16 protein-coding genes and 2 pseudogenes are annotated in these 15,038 nt (G+C 61.6%); 3 read left to right on the top strand and 15 right to left on the bottom strand.

All coding sequences use genetic code 11. The features are described 5' to 3' along the window. Positions 1-239: 239 nt before the first annotated feature. The 15 genes and pseudogenes from PMI28_RS03630 to PMI28_RS03700 all read right to left on the bottom strand — a co-directional run bounded on the left by PMI28_RS03630 (position 240) and on the right by PMI28_RS03700 (position 12,567). A complete protein-coding gene (locus PMI28_RS03630) occupies positions 240-779 on the bottom strand; it encodes a type II secretion system protein (RefSeq protein ID WP_007991463.1) in 540 nt (179 codons plus the stop codon). Then, complete coding sequence (locus PMI28_RS03635; RefSeq protein WP_007991461.1) at positions 754-1,128, bottom strand: type II secretion system protein; 375 nt, start codon at positions 1,126-1,128, stop codon at positions 754-756. Before PMI28_RS03635 ends, PMI28_RS03630 begins: the two co-directional genes overlap by 26 nt. A gap of 4 nt (positions 1,129-1,132) precedes the next feature. Further along, complete coding sequence (locus PMI28_RS03640) at positions 1,133-1,606, bottom strand: type II secretion system protein (RefSeq protein WP_007991459.1); 474 nt, start codon at positions 1,604-1,606, stop codon at positions 1,133-1,135. A gap of 2 nt (positions 1,607-1,608) precedes the next feature. After that, on the bottom strand, positions 1,609-3,435 hold the full coding sequence (locus PMI28_RS03645) for a secretin N-terminal domain-containing protein (protein WP_007991457.1): 1,827 nt from the start codon (positions 3,433-3,435) through the stop codon (positions 1,609-1,611). After that, positions 3,432-3,950, bottom strand: coding sequence for a hypothetical protein (locus PMI28_RS03650; protein ID WP_007991454.1), 519 nt, complete (start codon positions 3,948-3,950; stop codon positions 3,432-3,434). The genes PMI28_RS03645 and PMI28_RS03650 overlap by 4 nt, the downstream gene beginning before the upstream one ends. Then, complete coding sequence (locus tag PMI28_RS03655) at positions 3,950-4,498, bottom strand: type 4a pilus biogenesis protein PilO (protein ID WP_007991453.1); 549 nt, start codon at positions 4,496-4,498, stop codon at positions 3,950-3,952. Before PMI28_RS03655 ends, PMI28_RS03650 begins: the two co-directional genes overlap by 1 nt. Continuing rightward, positions 4,485-5,030 (bottom strand): PilN domain-containing protein, encoded by a 546-nt coding sequence (locus tag PMI28_RS03660; RefSeq protein WP_007991451.1) that lies wholly within the window; start codon positions 5,028-5,030, stop codon positions 4,485-4,487. Before PMI28_RS03660 ends, PMI28_RS03655 begins: the two co-directional genes overlap by 14 nt. Before the next feature lies 1 nt (position 5,031). Further along, positions 5,032-5,835 carry a hypothetical protein gene (locus tag PMI28_RS03665; protein WP_007991449.1) on the bottom strand — a complete coding sequence of 268 codons (804 nt, stop codon included), beginning with the start codon at positions 5,833-5,835 and terminating at the stop codon, positions 5,032-5,034. Next, the gene (locus PMI28_RS03670) at positions 5,816-7,522 is read right to left on the bottom strand and encodes a GspE/PulE family protein (protein WP_007991448.1); all 1,707 of its coding nucleotides are present in this window, start codon (positions 7,520-7,522) and stop codon (positions 5,816-5,818) included. Before PMI28_RS03670 ends, PMI28_RS03665 begins: the two co-directional genes overlap by 20 nt. 84 nt (positions 7,523-7,606) lie before the next feature. After that, complete coding sequence (locus tag PMI28_RS03675; RefSeq protein ID WP_007991446.1) at positions 7,607-8,140, bottom strand: response regulator; 534 nt, start codon at positions 8,138-8,140, stop codon at positions 7,607-7,609. Positions 8,141-8,580: 440 nt separating this feature from the next. Next, on the bottom strand, positions 8,581-10,131 hold the full coding sequence (locus PMI28_RS03680) for a cytochrome c/ABC transporter substrate-binding protein (protein ID WP_007991445.1): 1,551 nt from the start codon (positions 10,129-10,131) through the stop codon (positions 8,581-8,583). Beyond that, a pseudogene (locus tag PMI28_RS03685) lies at positions 10,128-10,505 on the bottom strand (SCO family protein); the annotation flags it as partial. The gene PMI28_RS03680 and the pseudogene PMI28_RS03685, both read right to left, overlap by 4 nt. Positions 10,506-10,540: 35 nt before the next feature. Then, positions 10,541-11,197, bottom strand: a complete 657-nt coding sequence (locus tag PMI28_RS03690) for an SCO family protein (protein ID WP_007991443.1) — start codon at positions 11,195-11,197, stop codon at positions 10,541-10,543. Positions 11,198-11,224: 27 nt separating this feature from the next. Next, positions 11,225-11,518: pseudogene (locus PMI28_RS03695) on the bottom strand (hypothetical protein); the annotation flags it as partial. Between the two features lie 440 nt (positions 11,519-11,958). Next, positions 11,959-12,567, bottom strand: coding sequence for a lytic transglycosylase domain-containing protein (locus tag PMI28_RS03700; protein ID WP_007991440.1), 609 nt, complete (start codon positions 12,565-12,567; stop codon positions 11,959-11,961). A gap of 218 nt (positions 12,568-12,785) precedes the next feature. Between PMI28_RS03700 and gspG the strand changes: the two genes are divergently transcribed. From gspG to PMI28_RS31420, 3 genes are all read left to right on the top strand, one after another. After that, positions 12,786-13,220, top strand: coding sequence for a type II secretion system major pseudopilin GspG (gene gspG, locus PMI28_RS03705; RefSeq protein WP_007991439.1), 435 nt, complete (start codon positions 12,786-12,788; stop codon positions 13,218-13,220). Between the two features lie 14 nt (positions 13,221-13,234). After that, complete coding sequence (locus PMI28_RS03710; RefSeq protein WP_007991438.1) at positions 13,235-14,422, top strand: type II secretion system F family protein; 1,188 nt, start codon at positions 13,235-13,237, stop codon at positions 14,420-14,422. 159 nt (positions 14,423-14,581) lie between these two features. Continuing rightward, the coding region (locus PMI28_RS31420; protein WP_007991437.1) for a hypothetical protein at positions 14,582-15,038 on the top strand (457 nt) is incomplete at its 3' end.

Below are 15,038 nucleotides of genomic sequence, written 5' to 3'. Positions count from 1 at the left end.
GCGAAGGAACCCCGAGCCTCAGCGAGGGGCCGGACGCAAGGGGCGAGACCTTTGGTTCCTTTGGGGCGTTTGCCAAAGGGACTCGCCGTAAGGGCGAAACCGTAAGTGGCCGTGACCGCAGGAATGGATATGTACTCAGTCAGCAAAAGACAGGTCGGCTGTCAGGCCGCCTTCGCGAGCAAGCCCGCTCCCACAGTTTGAGCTGTGTACATCCCGGCTGGCAGGCTCGCTCCTGCGGTTCAAGGCTGTAACGCCTGGGGCCCGGTGGACTGCGCTTTTGGCGGTCCGTCGCTGCCATCGATGACAACTTTCTCGGCCACGAACTGCCAGTCCTTGTAACTGGCCATACCATTGAAGTCCGACCACTGACTGGGAAAATTCACCTGCTTGAGCGGCTTCTCCGTGGAGGGGCAGTACACACCGCTGATCCGTCCGTCGATACCGCGTATCAGCTCCCATTCGCCCCCGGTCATCGGCTCCGGGTACAACTGGCGGATATGGTGCTTGGCCGTCGGAAAACGCTCGTCCTGCAACAGGTCCGCGAGTTCTTTCGGGTACTGCGCCATACCGGGCGAACTGCGGTAATAGCTGCGCAGCGCCTGGGCATATTGCGTACCGGCCCAGAGCAACTGGTGTTCGCGATCCCGACGCGAAGCAGTGGCCCACAACTCGCCGGCACTGGCCAGGCCCAGGCCCATAACGACGATCAGAAACAGCACACCCAGATAGGTGAAGCCGTCCTGGCCCGAAGGTTTACCACTCGGAATACAGGCTGCCATCACGCGCCCTCCCGCTGGCTCCACTCTTGATATCGGCCACCCCGCCCGCCACGCCATCCGGTGGCGCGACTATGACCCAAGTGTCCTTGCGCTCGGCAATCGGGTCCAGCGGCTGGCTTCGCAGGTAGCGCAGTTCGACCAGTTGATTGATGGAATCGGGATAACGCCCGGTGTCCCCGTAGTAGTGATCCAGCGCCTCGCGCATGGCCGACAGGCTCTGGTGCAAGGTGGTTTCTTTCGAGGCTTCCAGGCTGTTGAAGTAACGTGGCAAGGCGATCGTCATCAGGGTCGCGATGATTGCCAAGACCACCATCAGTTCAATCAGGGTAAAACCTTTTTGCCGACGCATATGCTCACCACTCTCGGTAGGCGATACCGTTGAGACCCTTGCCCCGGGCCTTGGAGTAAACGTCAAAGACGTCCTGGCCCTCCTGCGGGTTCTCTGCCGAACTGTCATAGGAACGCAGGCCCCAGCCGCCCTCGTCGTCACGCTTGACGGTTGCCAGCGGGTCACGGGGGATGCGCCGCAGGAAGTAAAACTTGGCGCCCTTGGCGCTGCGCGTGTCACGCACACCATCGACCAGCACTTTCAGGTTTGGCGGGTAGCCGCTGCTGTCGATCGACTTCTCGATGTAGCCGGCGTCGAAAGCCTGTTTGTAGGCGTCGATGGCATCGCGGATTTCGTACAGCGCGGTCCGCAAATCCTGCTCCTTGCCCCGGCGCACCACCGTCTCGGTCAGCGGTGCGGCCATGCCGGCCAGCAGGCCGACCAGGGCGAGCGTCACCACGACTTCTATCAGGCTAAAACCGCGTTGCGAGGCGTTCATGATCAAGGCTTCCCGACAGTAACGGTGGTGGCGATCGGTGCGCTCATGGGGTTGGTCTGAACCGTCGTGCTCATCGAGCGGTCCGGTGCCTGGATGTGCATGCTGGTTTCGGTACCGGTCGGGAATTCCATGTCCGACGGACTCTGGTACGGCAGGTTGCGCACGATCCGCGGGGTAATCGACAGCACCAGTTCGGATTTGCTGACGTCGTCCTTGTTGCTGCCGAACAGGCGACCCAGACCGGGAATGTCGCCAAGGCCGGGAATCTTGTTGCCGGTGGCGCCGTGGTCGTTGCGCACGAGCCCTGCGAGGATCTGGGTTTCGCCATCATGCAGGCGCAGGGTGGTCTGGGCGTTGCGGGTATCGACCTGGACCGGAATGGTGCCCTGAGCGGTCGGCGTCAGCGGCGTGGCGTTACTGACTTCCAGCGCGATCTTGATCGCCACTTCGTTGTTCAGGTGCACGATGGGTTGCACTTCGAGCTTCAGACCGACGTCGAGGTAGGTCACGCTTTCGGTGATCACCGGGCCCTGGGTCGAAGGCACCGAGGTGGCGCTGATGATCGGCACGCGCTGACCGATGTGGATGCGCGCCTGCTCGCGGTTGCTCACCCGAATCACCGGGCTGGCCAGGGTGTTGATGTCCTTGTCCTGGGCATTGATCTTGGCCTGTGGCGATGGCGAGATGGTAATCCGGCTGGAGTCGATGCCTTTGAGTTGATCAAGAATGGTCACCGCCGAGCCGTCGCTGTTGACCACGCCGAAGGTGTTGGGCCATTGCAGGCCAAGGTCGAGAATGCGTTGGCGGGCGACTTCCATCACTTCCACTTCCAGCACCACTTCCGGGTTGGACTGATCCTGGGATTGCAGGAGTTTTTCCGCCATGCGCACCGCATCCCCGGTATCGCGCATGGTCAGGGTGTTGAGGCGCTCATCGACGAACACGTCGCGGGTCTTGAGCATGGTCTTGATCATGTTCAGCGCCGTGTTGGCATCGATGCTGGTCAGGTAGAAGGTGCGCATCACCAGTTCCTGATAATCCTTGAGCTTCTGCGGCGAGTCCGGGTAGATCAGCAAGGTGTTTTCATTCACCACTTTCTGATGCAGCTGGTTCTGTTGCAGCAGCAGCTCCACGGCGTCTTCGATACGTACGTCACGTACGAAGATCGTGGCTTTCATGTCCGGGCGCAGATCCTTGTCGAAGATGAAGTTCAGGCCGGCGACCTGGGACAGCACTTCGAAAATGGTTTTGAGGTTAGCCTCGCGAAACTCCAGGGTCACCGGCCGGTCAAGGCGCGTGCGCAACTGCGGGTACGGCACCACATTGCGGCTCTGCACCAGGCGGATGCTGTCTTGCAGTTCCAGGGCACCCTCGTTCTTCGGGTCCAGTTCCAGGATCTGTTTGACCTGGCGGTCGGCACCGTAGATGTCACCGCGACGCAGGTCGCCACGGGCCAGTTCGAGTTTCTCATCCATGCTGCGCAGATAATCGAGCTGGCGCAGGGAATCCTGGGCACGACGGTTGTTCGGTTCGATGTTCAAGAGCCGGCTGTAAGTCATGCGGGCCCCGGCGAAATTACGCTGGGCCCGGTCCATGTCCGCCTGGGCCAGCAGCGCCTTCACGGCGAGGGTCCGAGCGTTGTTGAGGGCCATGTGCAGATCGGTATCGCGAGGGTTTTCACGCAATCCCTCTTCGATGCGGGCCAGGCCGGCTTCGTACTGGCCCGATTCGATCAGGGCGGAAGCTTCATCCCTGGCAATCTGCGCTGAACTGCACGCGGCCAGCCCTGCACAGAGACACAGGCTCATCAGCAAACGGGATTTGTTCATTCCGTACTCCCCACAGACAAGGTCTGAGATAAATGCAGCGGCAGGTAGACCAGGCTCAGTTCCTTATTGGAAATCCGCTCGATCCGCCAGGTTTCGTCGATGACATCCCCTTTGCGCACGACGTATATTTTCTCGCCGTTCTGCAAAAACACCTGCAGATCGGAACGGTCATCCAGCCTGCCGACAAACTGGAAAGGCAACGGCGGTGCAGTGGGGACTTGCACCACCGGAGTAACGACTACCGGTTGTTCAGTGACGGTGCCGAGGGCCGGCTCCGCTTTCCAGCTGCGGGCGGCGAAGAGGTCGCCTGCCGGGCTCAGGTCCTTGATCGGCGCCACTGCTGCGGCGGTCGATGCAGGCGTCGATGTGCCTGGCGTCTTGCCCTTGGTTGGCGTGGCCACGACGGCCACCGCAGGGTCGCTGTCGTCAGCCTGTTTGAAATATTCGGGGAACCAGGCGAGCGCTGCCGCTACACCCAAGAACACCACCCAACCCGCCACTCGTTTGGTATTCATCATGACCTCGACAGATAAAGGGTCATGCGGATTCGCCCGGTCAGGTCGGTATCGGCGATTTTCTTGCGCTGAAACTCCACATCCTCCAGCACCACCGCCGGCAACTGGCCGAGCAAGGCGTGCAGGAAGCGCCGCAGTTGCGGATAGCTGCCACGTACCGGCAGCAGAATCTGATAACGGGCCAGGTGCGTCTTGGGGTCCACGCCCAGGGAGTATTCACCCCGGGACAAGGTGATGCGCTCCTGAGCGGCCAGGGCGTAGATCTTGTCGATGGCCTCGGTGGCCTGAGGCTGGGACGGCAACTTGCTGCGGAAGTCGTCGAGCTGACGCTGCGGCACCACCGGCGCAGCCACGGTGCCGTCTTCGACCTTGGCCAGATACTCGGTGGCTTCGCGAGTCTGCTGGCTGAGGCTCTGCAACGACTCCCAGTCCGGCAGCAACCCGACCAGGCCATAGCCCAGCGCCAGCACCAGCATGCCCAGCCCTGCCAGCCCCGGAACGCCCAGGCCTTGCAGGTATTCGTGGACGATCAATTTAGGGATTTGCATCGCCGATCTCCCAGGTAGCCGACAGGCTGAACTGCACCGGGTGTTCCGGCACGTTGGCGACAATTTCGTGGCTCAGCAGCGACACGTCGGACAGCTCGTCGCTGGCTTCGAGGCGGCGGTGGAAATCGAGCATGGCGTCCAGGTCCAGCGCCTCGGCGCTGATCCGCACCTGGCCCTTGCGGGCGTCCGGGGTCAGGGTTAGCAGGGCAATGTTGTCCCGCGGCATGGCTTCGAGGGTGGCGAACAGGCGCTCCCAAGGGCGGCGCAATTGCTGGGAAACCTTGCGCATTTCGGCCAGGTTCTGCGCCTGCTCGCGGATTTGCGCCGGCGTCAGGCTGAGCTTGGTGCCGGTATCGCCGGTGAGCACCCGCTGGGTGGTTTGCAGGTGGCCTTGCTGTTGCTCGGCCTCGTTATTCAGGTGCTGTTGCACCACAAGGCAAGTCAGTGTCAGCACCACACCACCGGCCAGCAGGCTCCAGCCCAGAGGACCTGCACGACGGCGCGGCTGAAAGTCGAGCATCAGGGGGCGCATGTCAGGCCACCGCCCGAGACATGACGTACAGGCAATCGCGTACGGCTGTCCGGTCTTCTTCGAGGGTGCGCAGATGCACACCGGGCACGTCCGGGTACGAATCGATGCGCGCCGGTGCATGCAGGTAGACATTCAACGGCCGTTCGCTGGTGGAAGCCTGCAACTGGTTTTCACGGCCGATCAGCGCGGTCAGCGCCGCATCGCTGTCGCTGCTGCCGACCGAACGCACCGAGGTCCAGCGCCCTTCCCGGGCCAGCAGCAACACGCTGCGTACCGGTTCGGCGACCACGAACAGGAAGTCCCCGGCATCAAAGCTTTTATCGAAATGGTTGAACGCCGCCATCAGGTAGGGTTGCACCGAACGCAGGCGCAACCCGCGAGCGCTGACCACGGCGCGCAGGCGTTCGAGCAAGTCCTGTGGCAGCGCCGTGGCGATGCGGTCGTAACCGGCGGGTTCGGGCGAGAGCACCAGGCTCCAGGGTTGATTCGGGGCACCGTAGAGGTCTTCGAAACACAGTTGGGCGAAGCTGAGCAATTCGGCCGGGCTGCTGATCTGCTCGCTCCAGGGCACCAGGCAATAGCGGCTGAAATGCCCGGAGATCACCACGGTCAGTTCCGCCCTGGCAACGGCGTGTTCGGCCAGCAAACGGTCGAGGGTATCGAGGGCCACCGTCCAGGCCTGGAAGCCTTCGTCGATGTAGCCGACGCTGCCCAGCCAGTGGGTTGCACCGCCTTGCCGTCGCCCCAGGCCAACACCACTGGCGCCGAGCACGGCGACAAACTGCTCACGAGATAAAAGTGACACGATTGATCTCCTCGAGAGTGGTCCGGCCTTGTTCCACCATTTCCAGCGCCGACTCGCGCAACAGGCGCAAGCCACGTTTGCAGGCAAGGGCCTTGATTTTCGAGATGGGTTGGCGCTCGACGATCATTTGCCGCAGTTCGTCGTCCAGGTGCAGCAGCTCGGCGATCGCGCTACGTCCGCGATAACCGGTGCCCCGGCAATGCCCGCAGCCCTTGCCGTGGACAAACTGGTAGTGAGCGACCTTTTGCGGATCAAGCCCCGAGACCTCCAGCTCTTCTTCTGTCGGGCTGTAAGGGCTGCTGCAGCTGGTACAGACCAGGCGGATCAAACGCTGGGCCAACACGGCATTGAGTGCCGAGACCAGGCTGTAGGGATCGATTTCCATCTGGGTGAAACGGCCAATCACGTCGAACACGTTGTTGGCGTGAATGGTGGTGAACACCAGGTGACCGGTAAGCGCCGATTGCACGGCGATCTGCGCGGTGTCCGGGTCGCGGATTTCACCGACCATGATCTTGTCCGGGTCATGCCGCAGGATCGAGCGCAGGCCTCGGGCGAAGGTCAGGCCTTTCTTCTCGTTGACGGGGATTTGCAGCACGCCCGGCAGTTGATACTCCACCGGGTCTTCAATGGTGATGATCTTGTCCACGCCGTGATTGATCTCGGTGATCATCGCGTACAGCGTGGTGGTCTTGCCGCTACCGGTAGGACCGGTCACCAGCACCATGCCGTAGGGTTCGGCGGCCAGCCGACGCAACTGGCGCAGGGTTTCCTCTTCAAAGCCCAGGGCCTGCAGTTGCACGCCACAGACTTTGTCGGCGAGGTCTTGTTTGTCGAGTACCCGCAGCACCGCGTCTTCGCCGAAGATGCTCGGCATGATCGACACCCGGAAGTCGATCTGCCGGCCACTGATGCCGATCTTGAAACGGCCATCCTGCGGCACGCGTTTTTCGCCGATGTCCAGTTCGGCCATGACCTTGACCCGGGAAATCACTTGCTCGGCGAACTCGCTGCCCTGGATCTTGCTGATGTTGTTGAGCACGCCATCGATCCGGTACTTGATCACCAGGCCGTTGCCGGTGGTGCCGAGGTGGATATCGCTGGCGTGCATTTTCAGCGCGTCATACAGGGTCGAGTTGACCAGTTTGACCACCACGCTGGAGTCTTCGCTGATGCTGGTCAGGGACAGGCTTTGCAGGTTATCGATTTCGGCGCCGGCATCGCTCTGGGCGTTGAGCGACTCCACCGCATGGAAGCTTTCTTCGTGACGCGCCAGGTAGGCCTTCAGGTCATCGGCATGCACCAGGTACAGCGGCGCGCCGTGCAGGCATTCATCGATCCAGGCCAGGCGTGCGCTGTCGAAGGGGTCGGCGAACACACCGATGACCGCATCGTCATGACGCAGCAGGATGAATTCGCGCTTGAGGCATTGGGCCAGGGTCACCCGGTCGAACACCGGGGCGGATTTGAACAGGCTGTCGGTGTCGAGCACCGGGTAATGCAGGGTCATGCCGAGGCATTGAATGAAAGGCATCGGAGCCAGTTCACACAGCCCCGCGAGGGCGTCCAGCATCCGTTCGCCGGAACTGGTGGCCAGGGCTCGGGCCTGGGCCAATTGCTCACTGGTAAAACGAGTCGGTACGCATTCCAGTTGCGCCGGTTCTACGGCAAGGGATAGACGGTCCATGGCTTGCTCTCCAACGCACGGGGCTTTAAGCCCTGTCGGCGCGGCGAGCAATTTCGGCGGGGGCCGGAACGTCTTGTCGCGCCACTACTCCCCGGTGAGCATTTGTTCGTCGTCTGGCGCCATGGAGGCCGATGAACTTTTTCGGCGATCTGCAAGCACCCAACTACCGTCGTACAACTGCAGCGGGAAACTCTCGGTCTTGCTTTGGCGTCGTTCGACGAATCCCTCGCAAGTGCTCACACCCGTTTTGGGTTCGCGCTGCCTGCCCAGAAGATCAAGCACTGCACGGGCCAGCTCCACCAATGGAAACGGTTTGAACAGGATATGGCTGACCCCCAGTTGCCGGGCCCGCTCGCAGACCTCTGCGGTGGGGTGCCCGGTGATCAGCACAAAATGACACTTCCTGTTCCGGCGGACGGCATCGAGCACCTGAAAACCTTCCATATCGGGCAACCGGTAATCGAACACCATCACATCGGGTGCGAAATCGTCTGCTTCAGCGATTCCTTGTGCACCGTCGTGAGCAATCCGGACTTCCAGTGCTTGCGCCTGCAGGTAACCCTGGAGGTTTTCCGCCAGCAACTGTTCGTCATCAACAACCAGTATTTTGTTCAACAAGGTGGACTCCTTGAAACCGCAGGTCCGGGCTTCGAACCTGACGGAGTGCGCGCCCTGACAGGACTAACGCACACTTCATGCCAGGCTCGGCGCCGGTAATTTTAGGTCTTCATGTCCTTGAATTTAAAAACAATGCCTTATTCGTACAGAAATCCAATCCCCCAAAAACGGGGAAAGCGATTGGATTGGCATTGAAGTTTTCTCCCCACTGTTGGGGAAACCCCCTATTCATCGTCAACTCGCTCGATTCGATAGCGCGACCGCAATGGCGCCAATACCCTCATTTCGGTTAAGCGTAGCCGCGCGGTTTCGACAGTGGAAGCGTCTGCACCGGGCGTTGCCTTGATCAGGATATGCCCGGGCCATTGCTGCACCAAGCCACGGGCACCCACAGCGTCAGCAGGACCAGTAAAGCGTTGAATTTCATGATCGGCCTCCGGTCAGGGCGTGGCAGCAATGGGTTTATAGGGGGCGACCAGATAGAAACGCTGGGCCGGCAGATCCACCGTGACGATATGGGCACCGCGCAAGCCCAGGCGCCGCCCCGGACCAAAGCTGATCAGCGGCGTCAGCCCGGTATCGAAATCATGCAAGCCTTCCAGGGCACTGACCAGCTTTTCGCGACTGGCATCCCGCCCGGCCTGCCTCATGCCTTCGCTGAGCAGCATCATCGAACTGAACGCACCCACTTGCAGCACCGCGTGCTGGCCGCCGAGGCCCTGGTGTTCGCGCAACTGGGTCAAGGCCTGGCGCCCGGCCAGGGTCCAGTCGCTTGGCACGAACGGATAGGCCAGGAACACCCGTCGGGAAAATCCGCTGGGCACCTGCATCAGATTGCCCGCCACCTGGTTCGAGGCGGCGAACAGGTAAGGCACCTGCCCCGCCGTTTGCAAGCGCTCGGCCAGACGACTGAAGCCGCTGCTGCTGCCCAGGTAAAACACCGAGCGCGACCCCAAGGGAAAATCATCCCTGGTCGGGTCGTAGGCTTGCAGGCGCACCTTTTGCCAGGCGTGCCCCTGCAAGTACTGGCTGAGTTCCTGCGCCGCCAGCCGTTGGCCCGATTCTTCCGGGTAGGCGATCAGCGTCGGCCCCTGAAGCACCCGCAAGCTGGCACCGGCGTAGTCGGCCAAGGCGATCAATTGCTCGCGAAGCCCCGGCAGCGGTTCGAATATCTGCGGGCTGGTGTGGGGCGTGCCCTGCAACGACAGCGGCCCGATCAGGGGAATGCCGGCCTGTTCCAGGCGCATGGCGAAGTCTACGTCCAATGCCGGCGCCAGCGGTGCAATCAGGGCAAACACCTGCTCTTCATCGATCAACCGGTCCAGCGCCTTCTCGGCACTGGCGCGATCGTCGCCGGGGTCGAGGATGGTCAGGCGCAACTGCCGGCCATGAATTCCGCCAGCCTCATTGATACGCGCCACGCAGCCGTTGAGTACCGCCGCCACCGTGACGCCCTCGTCGCTCAATGGCCCGGTGCCCGGCAACAACGTGCCCAGGTGCAGGATGTCGGGCATCAGGCCCGGGTCGCGGTCTTCGGTGAGGCGCTTGAGGTACGCCGTGAGGTTGCGTTGATCGTTCATCGACAACATGAACCGTGGCATCGCCGGATCGAGCCGATTGTTGCCGGGGTCGCGCCCCTCCTGCACCGCCCGCGCCAGGGTACTGTCGCTGTAGGCCGGATAACTGCGGCCGTTGATGTGTTGCTGGCCATGGCTGCCGGCCAGCCGCGACCATCTCAGGTCCGGCGGTCGCACCCCGCCTTCCGGGCGCCCGAGGCCATCTTCGCCGTGACAACTGGCACATGGCAGGCTGGTTGCCGGCAGCACCATGTCCGTTGCACCGACCCGGACCATGATCGGTTCGCCGCTGGCCGACACACCTTCGCGGTACAACCGCTTACCGGCACTTTCACTGAGACTCAGCGGCAACGCCTGGGCGGTGAGCGTGATGCCGCCGAAGAGGAGCAGGCCAAGGACCAGGGCAGTATTCATGGCCGTGACTCAGCGACCGGCATTGTCAGCAACTGCAAGTGCTGGGCAATGGCGGCGGCCGGGACATCGGGACGGATTTCGCTCCAGCGCTTGTTCGCCACATCTGCGACGATCAACGGGGTGGAGTGCTGCTCGGGAGGCGGCACGATCTGGTCGATGCGGCCCAATACAAGGTCCATTTGCACCTTGTCGCCGGGAAGAAAAAACCAGTGGGGCTCATCGACGCCCTGTTTCAAGGTGTAAGCCTTGAGTACCGCCGGGGTGTCCCGCAGCGGATCACTGGTAAGGGAGATAAAGGTGATGCCGTCGGCGTTGTCGCCCGGCACCTCACGCACTTCTTCGAGCTTGCGGGTAATCAGCGGGCAGGCATCGTTGAAACAGATGCTCAGGGCGACCCCGTCGATGGCTCTCATGGCTGATGCTCCATGGCGATGGCGGTGTGCTTGGCGTGGGTGTTGCGTTCACCACTGAGCTTCTCGACTGCACGGGCCAGTTCCGTCGGGTCGGTGAAACCGTAGTAGCGGGTCCAGAAACGGCTGTTGCCATCCCCCACCAGAATCAGCGGCGAGTGGTTCTTGAAGTTACCGCTGTAGGCGCCCAGGCCCTTGAGAGTGGCATCGACCGACTGCGGCGAACCGGTCAGCCAGCTCCAGCCCGGCCCCGTTTGAAAGGTGCGGGCGTAGTCGTTCAGGCGTTGGGGATCATCACGCTGCGGGTCGATGCTGATCGACACCAGTTGCACTTCGGTGCCGACCCGCGCCCCCAACTGTTTCTGCACCTTGCCCATGATCGAGGACACCACCGGGCAGACCGTGGTGCAGCTGGTGTAGATGAAGCCCATGACCACGATCTTGTTTCTCACCAGGTCTTTTTCCAGGCTGACGACCTGGCCGTTCTGGTCCAGCAGGGTCACGTCGGCAAACTTGATCCGGGCGATCTCCGGGCTGGCGGTACTGGTCGACATGTCGTGCCCGTCGTGCTCGTCCGCCGAGTGAGCCAGCGCCTGCCCGATACCGATGGCCAACAGGCAGAACGTCAGCAGGCATCGATGTGCGAATCGGTTCATGTCAGCTTCCTCTCAGGGGGTATCGCCGGGTATGACCCGAACACCTGGCGCAATGCCGGACAAGGGTTGGCCGGAGGCTTTGTCCGTCACACGAAATTGCACATCGGCAACGCCCCCCTCACGCAGTACACCGTCCTTGGCCGGGGGCTTTACATCAAGGGCCACCGAAACCCCGTCACGCGCCAGCGTCTGGTTGCTCCAGGTGTCGGGCAAGGCGACTTCGCTGAGCACAGTCGGGGGCTTGGTCCGCCATACCCCGAACCCGATCAACGTCACTCCAAGAATCAGCGCGCTGCCCGCGATTGTGATGGTCCTGTCCATAACAACATTCCTCTTTACCGATCTGTTCCTGCCTTGCCCGACCCTTGTGGGAGCGAGCTTGCTCGCGATGGCTGCTTTGCAGTCGCCAGCGATGTCGACTGCCAGTCCGCTATAGCGAGCAAGCTCGCTCCCACAGAGGGAAGGCCAGCAGGTTCTGCAGCTTGAAGATCAGGCAATCGCCGGTAGCTACCCGAAGCAAATTGATCAAGGACGGAGCGTGGGAAATGCCGATCATGAACTCGGGCCTCGCTTCGGGTTATCAGGGAATGCTTCTCGACAATTCGTCTGGAGCAATCCGCATGCCACAAAAAAATACGTTATTAATCAGCAGGTTATATTCACGACTTGATAAGCCGGGGGATATTCCCCACCCAATCCCCCCAATTACTCGCCGGGGCCACCATTCCCCACTATTGGGGAAAACTACCCCGGGGTTTCGATCACAGCGGCTCGTCTGCGGACAACCCCTGCAAAAGCCGATACTGGTTCAGCACGCTGGGCACATAACGCTGGGTTTCGGCGAACGGCGGGACCACGTTGCCCCGGCTGAGCACCGCTTGCGGGCCGGCGTTATAGGCCGCCACGGCGAGGCGGATATCGTTGTCGAACATCGTCATCAGCCGTTTGAGATAGCGGGCGCCGCCCTGGATGTTGGCCTTGGGGTCGTAGACGTTGGTCACCCCCATTTCGCGGGCGATGGCGGGCATCAGTTGCATCAGTCCGCGAGCGCCCTTGGGCGAGGTAGCGCGGGCGTTATAACGGGATTCGGTCTTGATCACCGCGTGTAGCAGCGCCGCCGGCAGTTCGTTGGCCGTGGCCGCCGCCGACACCAGCTCGGCATAGGGTTGCGCGGCGATCATCTGCGGCTGCTGGTCGAGGCTGACGACCGCCGCATCGGGCTCATGGATCACCCGTTCATAGTGGCGACCGGGGCGGTGGACATTGGACAGGACATAGCTGCCGTTGGCGTCCACGGAAACAAACACGTCGGCCTGTGCGGCGCCGGTCAACACAAGAAGACCCAGCAACCCGGTGGTGAGTGATTTCATTGTTATACCTCCCCTTCCCGGCCCCGAAAATTGGGGATATTGCCCCAAAGGCCAGTCGTGGATCAGCCATACGCAAGCACTGTGCCGTAAGTGAGAAGGCGCATGGCACGGGGGGTGCAGAAGGATCACCAATCGTGAGCATGGCAATTGCATGCAGCTACATAGCAACTACATAGCGACTACCTGGCAACTCTGCTGCCGACGCTTATGAGGTCATCATGAAACAGCGACTGCGTTATGCCCGGCGAACCCAAAGCGGGTTCACCCTGCTAGAACTGCTGGTGGTACTGGTGGTGCTGGGGTTGTTGGCCGGCATCGTGGCGCCGAAGTATTTCGCCCAACTCGGCCGTTCCGAAGTGAAAGTGGCCAAGGCGCAAATAGAAGGCTTGAGCAAAGCCCTGGACCTTTACCGCCTGGAAGTCGGCCATTACCCGTCGACCGAACAGGGCTTGCAGGCGCTTGTCACTGCCCCCGCCGACGAACCGCACTGGACCGGCCCGTACCTGCAGAAAAAACTCCCGCAAGACCCGTGGGGCCGCAACTACACCTATCGCTATCCCGGTGAAAACAGCGAGTACGACCTGTCGTCCATGGGCAAGGACGGGCAGCCCGGTGGCGAAGGCGAGAACGCCGAAGTCACCAACTGGAACTGACGGGAATAGCGACCATGCGCTTTCATCTCAAAGCCGTCGGCAAGGCCGGTGTCGTAGCCATGACCGTCGAGGCACAGGGGCAAAGCGAAGCCAGGCGCATCGCCGAAGACCAGGGCCTGCGGGTTGTCAGCCTGCACGCCGAGCGGCATTGGCGCGCATTGCGTCTCAGGCAACGCGAGACCTTCAACCTGGTGTTGTTCAGCCAGGAACTGACCACGTTGCTCAATGCCGGCCTGCCGTTGATCGATGCGCTGGAAAGCCTGGCGGAAAAGGAAAGCGCGCCACAAGCCCGCAAAACCTTGAGCGAACTGGTTCGCCTGCTTTACGAGGGCAAATCGTTTTCCCAGGCATTGAGCCAGCTGTCGGCCGTGTTCCCCCCGCTGTACGTTGCACTGGTGCAGTCCAGTGAAAAGACCGGTGCCGTGGGCGATGCCCTGGGCCGCTATGTCAGCTATCGCCAGCGCATGGACGAGGTTCGCCAGAAGATCGTCAGCGCTTCGATCTACCCCATGCTGTTGCTGGTGGTGGGTGGTGGCGTGGTGTTGTTTTTGATGGGTTATGTCGTACCGCGCTTCAGCCTGGTGTTTGAAGGGCTGGGGTCGAACTTGCCATGGTTGTCGCAGATCCTGATGAGCAGCGGCATGTTCCTTCACGCCCACCAGGGCGAATTCTTCGGTGGCTTGCTGGCCGTTATCGTCGCCCTCGCCCTGCTCCAGCGCCAACCGGCCTTTCGTCGGGGACTGGACCGCCTGATCGAAAAACTCCCGGCAGTACATCAGCGCATCTTCATGTATGAACTGGCGCGTTTCTACCGTTCGCTGGGGATTCTGCTGCAAGGCGGCATTCCCCTGGTCACCGCCATGGGCATGGTCCGCGGCTTGCTCTCCGTCGCCTCCCGCGCGCGTCTGGACCAGGCCTGCGAGCGGGTGCGCGAGGGGCAATCGCTCTCTGCCGCGCTGGAACTCAATCACCTGGTGACCCCCGTGTCCCTGCGACTGCTGCGCGCCGGCGAACAGTCCGGCAACCTCGGGCAGATGATGGAGCGCAGCGCCGACTTCTACGACGAAGAAATCAGCCGCTGGATCGAATGGTTCGTGCGGCTGTTCGAACCCTTGCTCATGACCTTCATCGGCCTGTTGATCGGGGTGATCGTTATCCTGATGTACATCCCGATTTTCGAACTGGCCTCAAGCATTCACTGACCCTTGGGAAGAGGGCCCGGCTGTAAATTGAATTCTTTTTCAACGTTCCAGCCGAATAAATCCGTGCGTTGAGCTGTTCATCAGGTTCCCACGGGAAAAAAAGCAGCACATTGCAATGTTCATCAACGTTCCAATCTGAATAAAAAGACGGAGAACGACATGCTCATCAATAAGCTTTTACTGGCAGTAGCTATTGGCGCGGTTCTGTCGGCGTCTACCGTATTGATTCCGGACAGCCTGTCCGGAGTTTCCAGTGCTCAGGCCAAGGAAGGGGGTAGTGGCGGTGGTGGTGGCGGAAGTGGTGGTGGAGGTGGAGGCGGTGGTAGCGGTGGTGGAGGCGGCGGCAGTGGCGGTGGCGGCGGCGGTAGCGGTGGTGGAGGCGGCAGTGGCAGCGGCGGCGGCCATAGCGGCGACCATGGCAGCAACAGTGGCCATGGCAGTGCCAACAGCGGTTCGGGCCACTCCGGATCGGCCTCGTCCTCAGGACGCGGCGGTACTCATGATGAACCCGGCGACGACCGCGGCGTCCATGCCAATGGCGAGCCCGGCGATGACCGCGGCGTCCATGCCAATGGCGAACCCGGCGATGACCGTGGCGTCCATGCCAATGGCGAAC

The sequence above is a fragment of the Pseudomonas sp. GM48 genome (assembly GCF_000282335.1).
Classification (GTDB): domain Bacteria; phylum Pseudomonadota; class Gammaproteobacteria; order Pseudomonadales; family Pseudomonadaceae; genus Aquipseudomonas.
The sequence above is the reverse complement of the archived record's forward strand: the minus strand, read 5'-3'. Positions and strand labels throughout refer to the sequence as shown.

Coding starts and splice junctions, on each gene's coding strand:
- PMI28_RS03650 (WP_007991454.1), bottom strand. CDS start 3,950: ATGAATACCAAACGAGTGGCGGGTTGGGTGGTGTTCTTGGGTGTAGCG.
- PMI28_RS03660 (WP_007991451.1), bottom strand. CDS start 5,030: ATGCGCCCCCTGATGCTCGACTTTCAGCCGCGCCGTCGTGCAGGTCCT.
- PMI28_RS03670 (WP_007991448.1), bottom strand. CDS start 7,522: ATGGACCGTCTATCCCTTGCCGTAGAACCGGCGCAACTGGAATGCGTA.
- PMI28_RS03640 (WP_007991459.1), bottom strand. CDS start 1,606: ATGAACGCCTCGCAACGCGGTTTTAGCCTGATAGAAGTCGTGGTGACG.
- PMI28_RS03630 (WP_007991463.1), bottom strand. CDS start 779: ATGGCAGCCTGTATTCCGAGTGGTAAACCTTCGGGCCAGGACGGCTTC.
- PMI28_RS03655 (WP_007991453.1), bottom strand. CDS start 4,498: ATGCAAATCCCTAAATTGATCGTCCACGAATACCTGCAAGGCCTGGGC.
- PMI28_RS03710 (WP_007991438.1), top strand. CDS start 13,235: ATGCGCTTTCATCTCAAAGCCGTCGGCAAGGCCGGTGTCGTAGCCATG.
- PMI28_RS03700 (WP_007991440.1), bottom strand. CDS start 12,567: ATGAAATCACTCACCACCGGGTTGCTGGGTCTTCTTGTGTTGACCGGC.
- PMI28_RS03680 (WP_007991445.1), bottom strand. CDS start 10,131: ATGAATACTGCCCTGGTCCTTGGCCTGCTCCTCTTCGGCGGCATCACG.
- PMI28_RS03690 (WP_007991443.1), bottom strand. CDS start 11,197: ATGAACCGATTCGCACATCGATGCCTGCTGACGTTCTGCCTGTTGGCC.
- gspG (WP_007991439.1), top strand. CDS start 12,786: ATGAAACAGCGACTGCGTTATGCCCGGCGAACCCAAAGCGGGTTCACC.
- PMI28_RS03645 (WP_007991457.1), bottom strand. CDS start 3,435: ATGAACAAATCCCGTTTGCTGATGAGCCTGTGTCTCTGTGCAGGGCTG.
- PMI28_RS03635 (WP_007991461.1), bottom strand. CDS start 1,128: ATGCGTCGGCAAAAAGGTTTTACCCTGATTGAACTGATGGTGGTCTTG.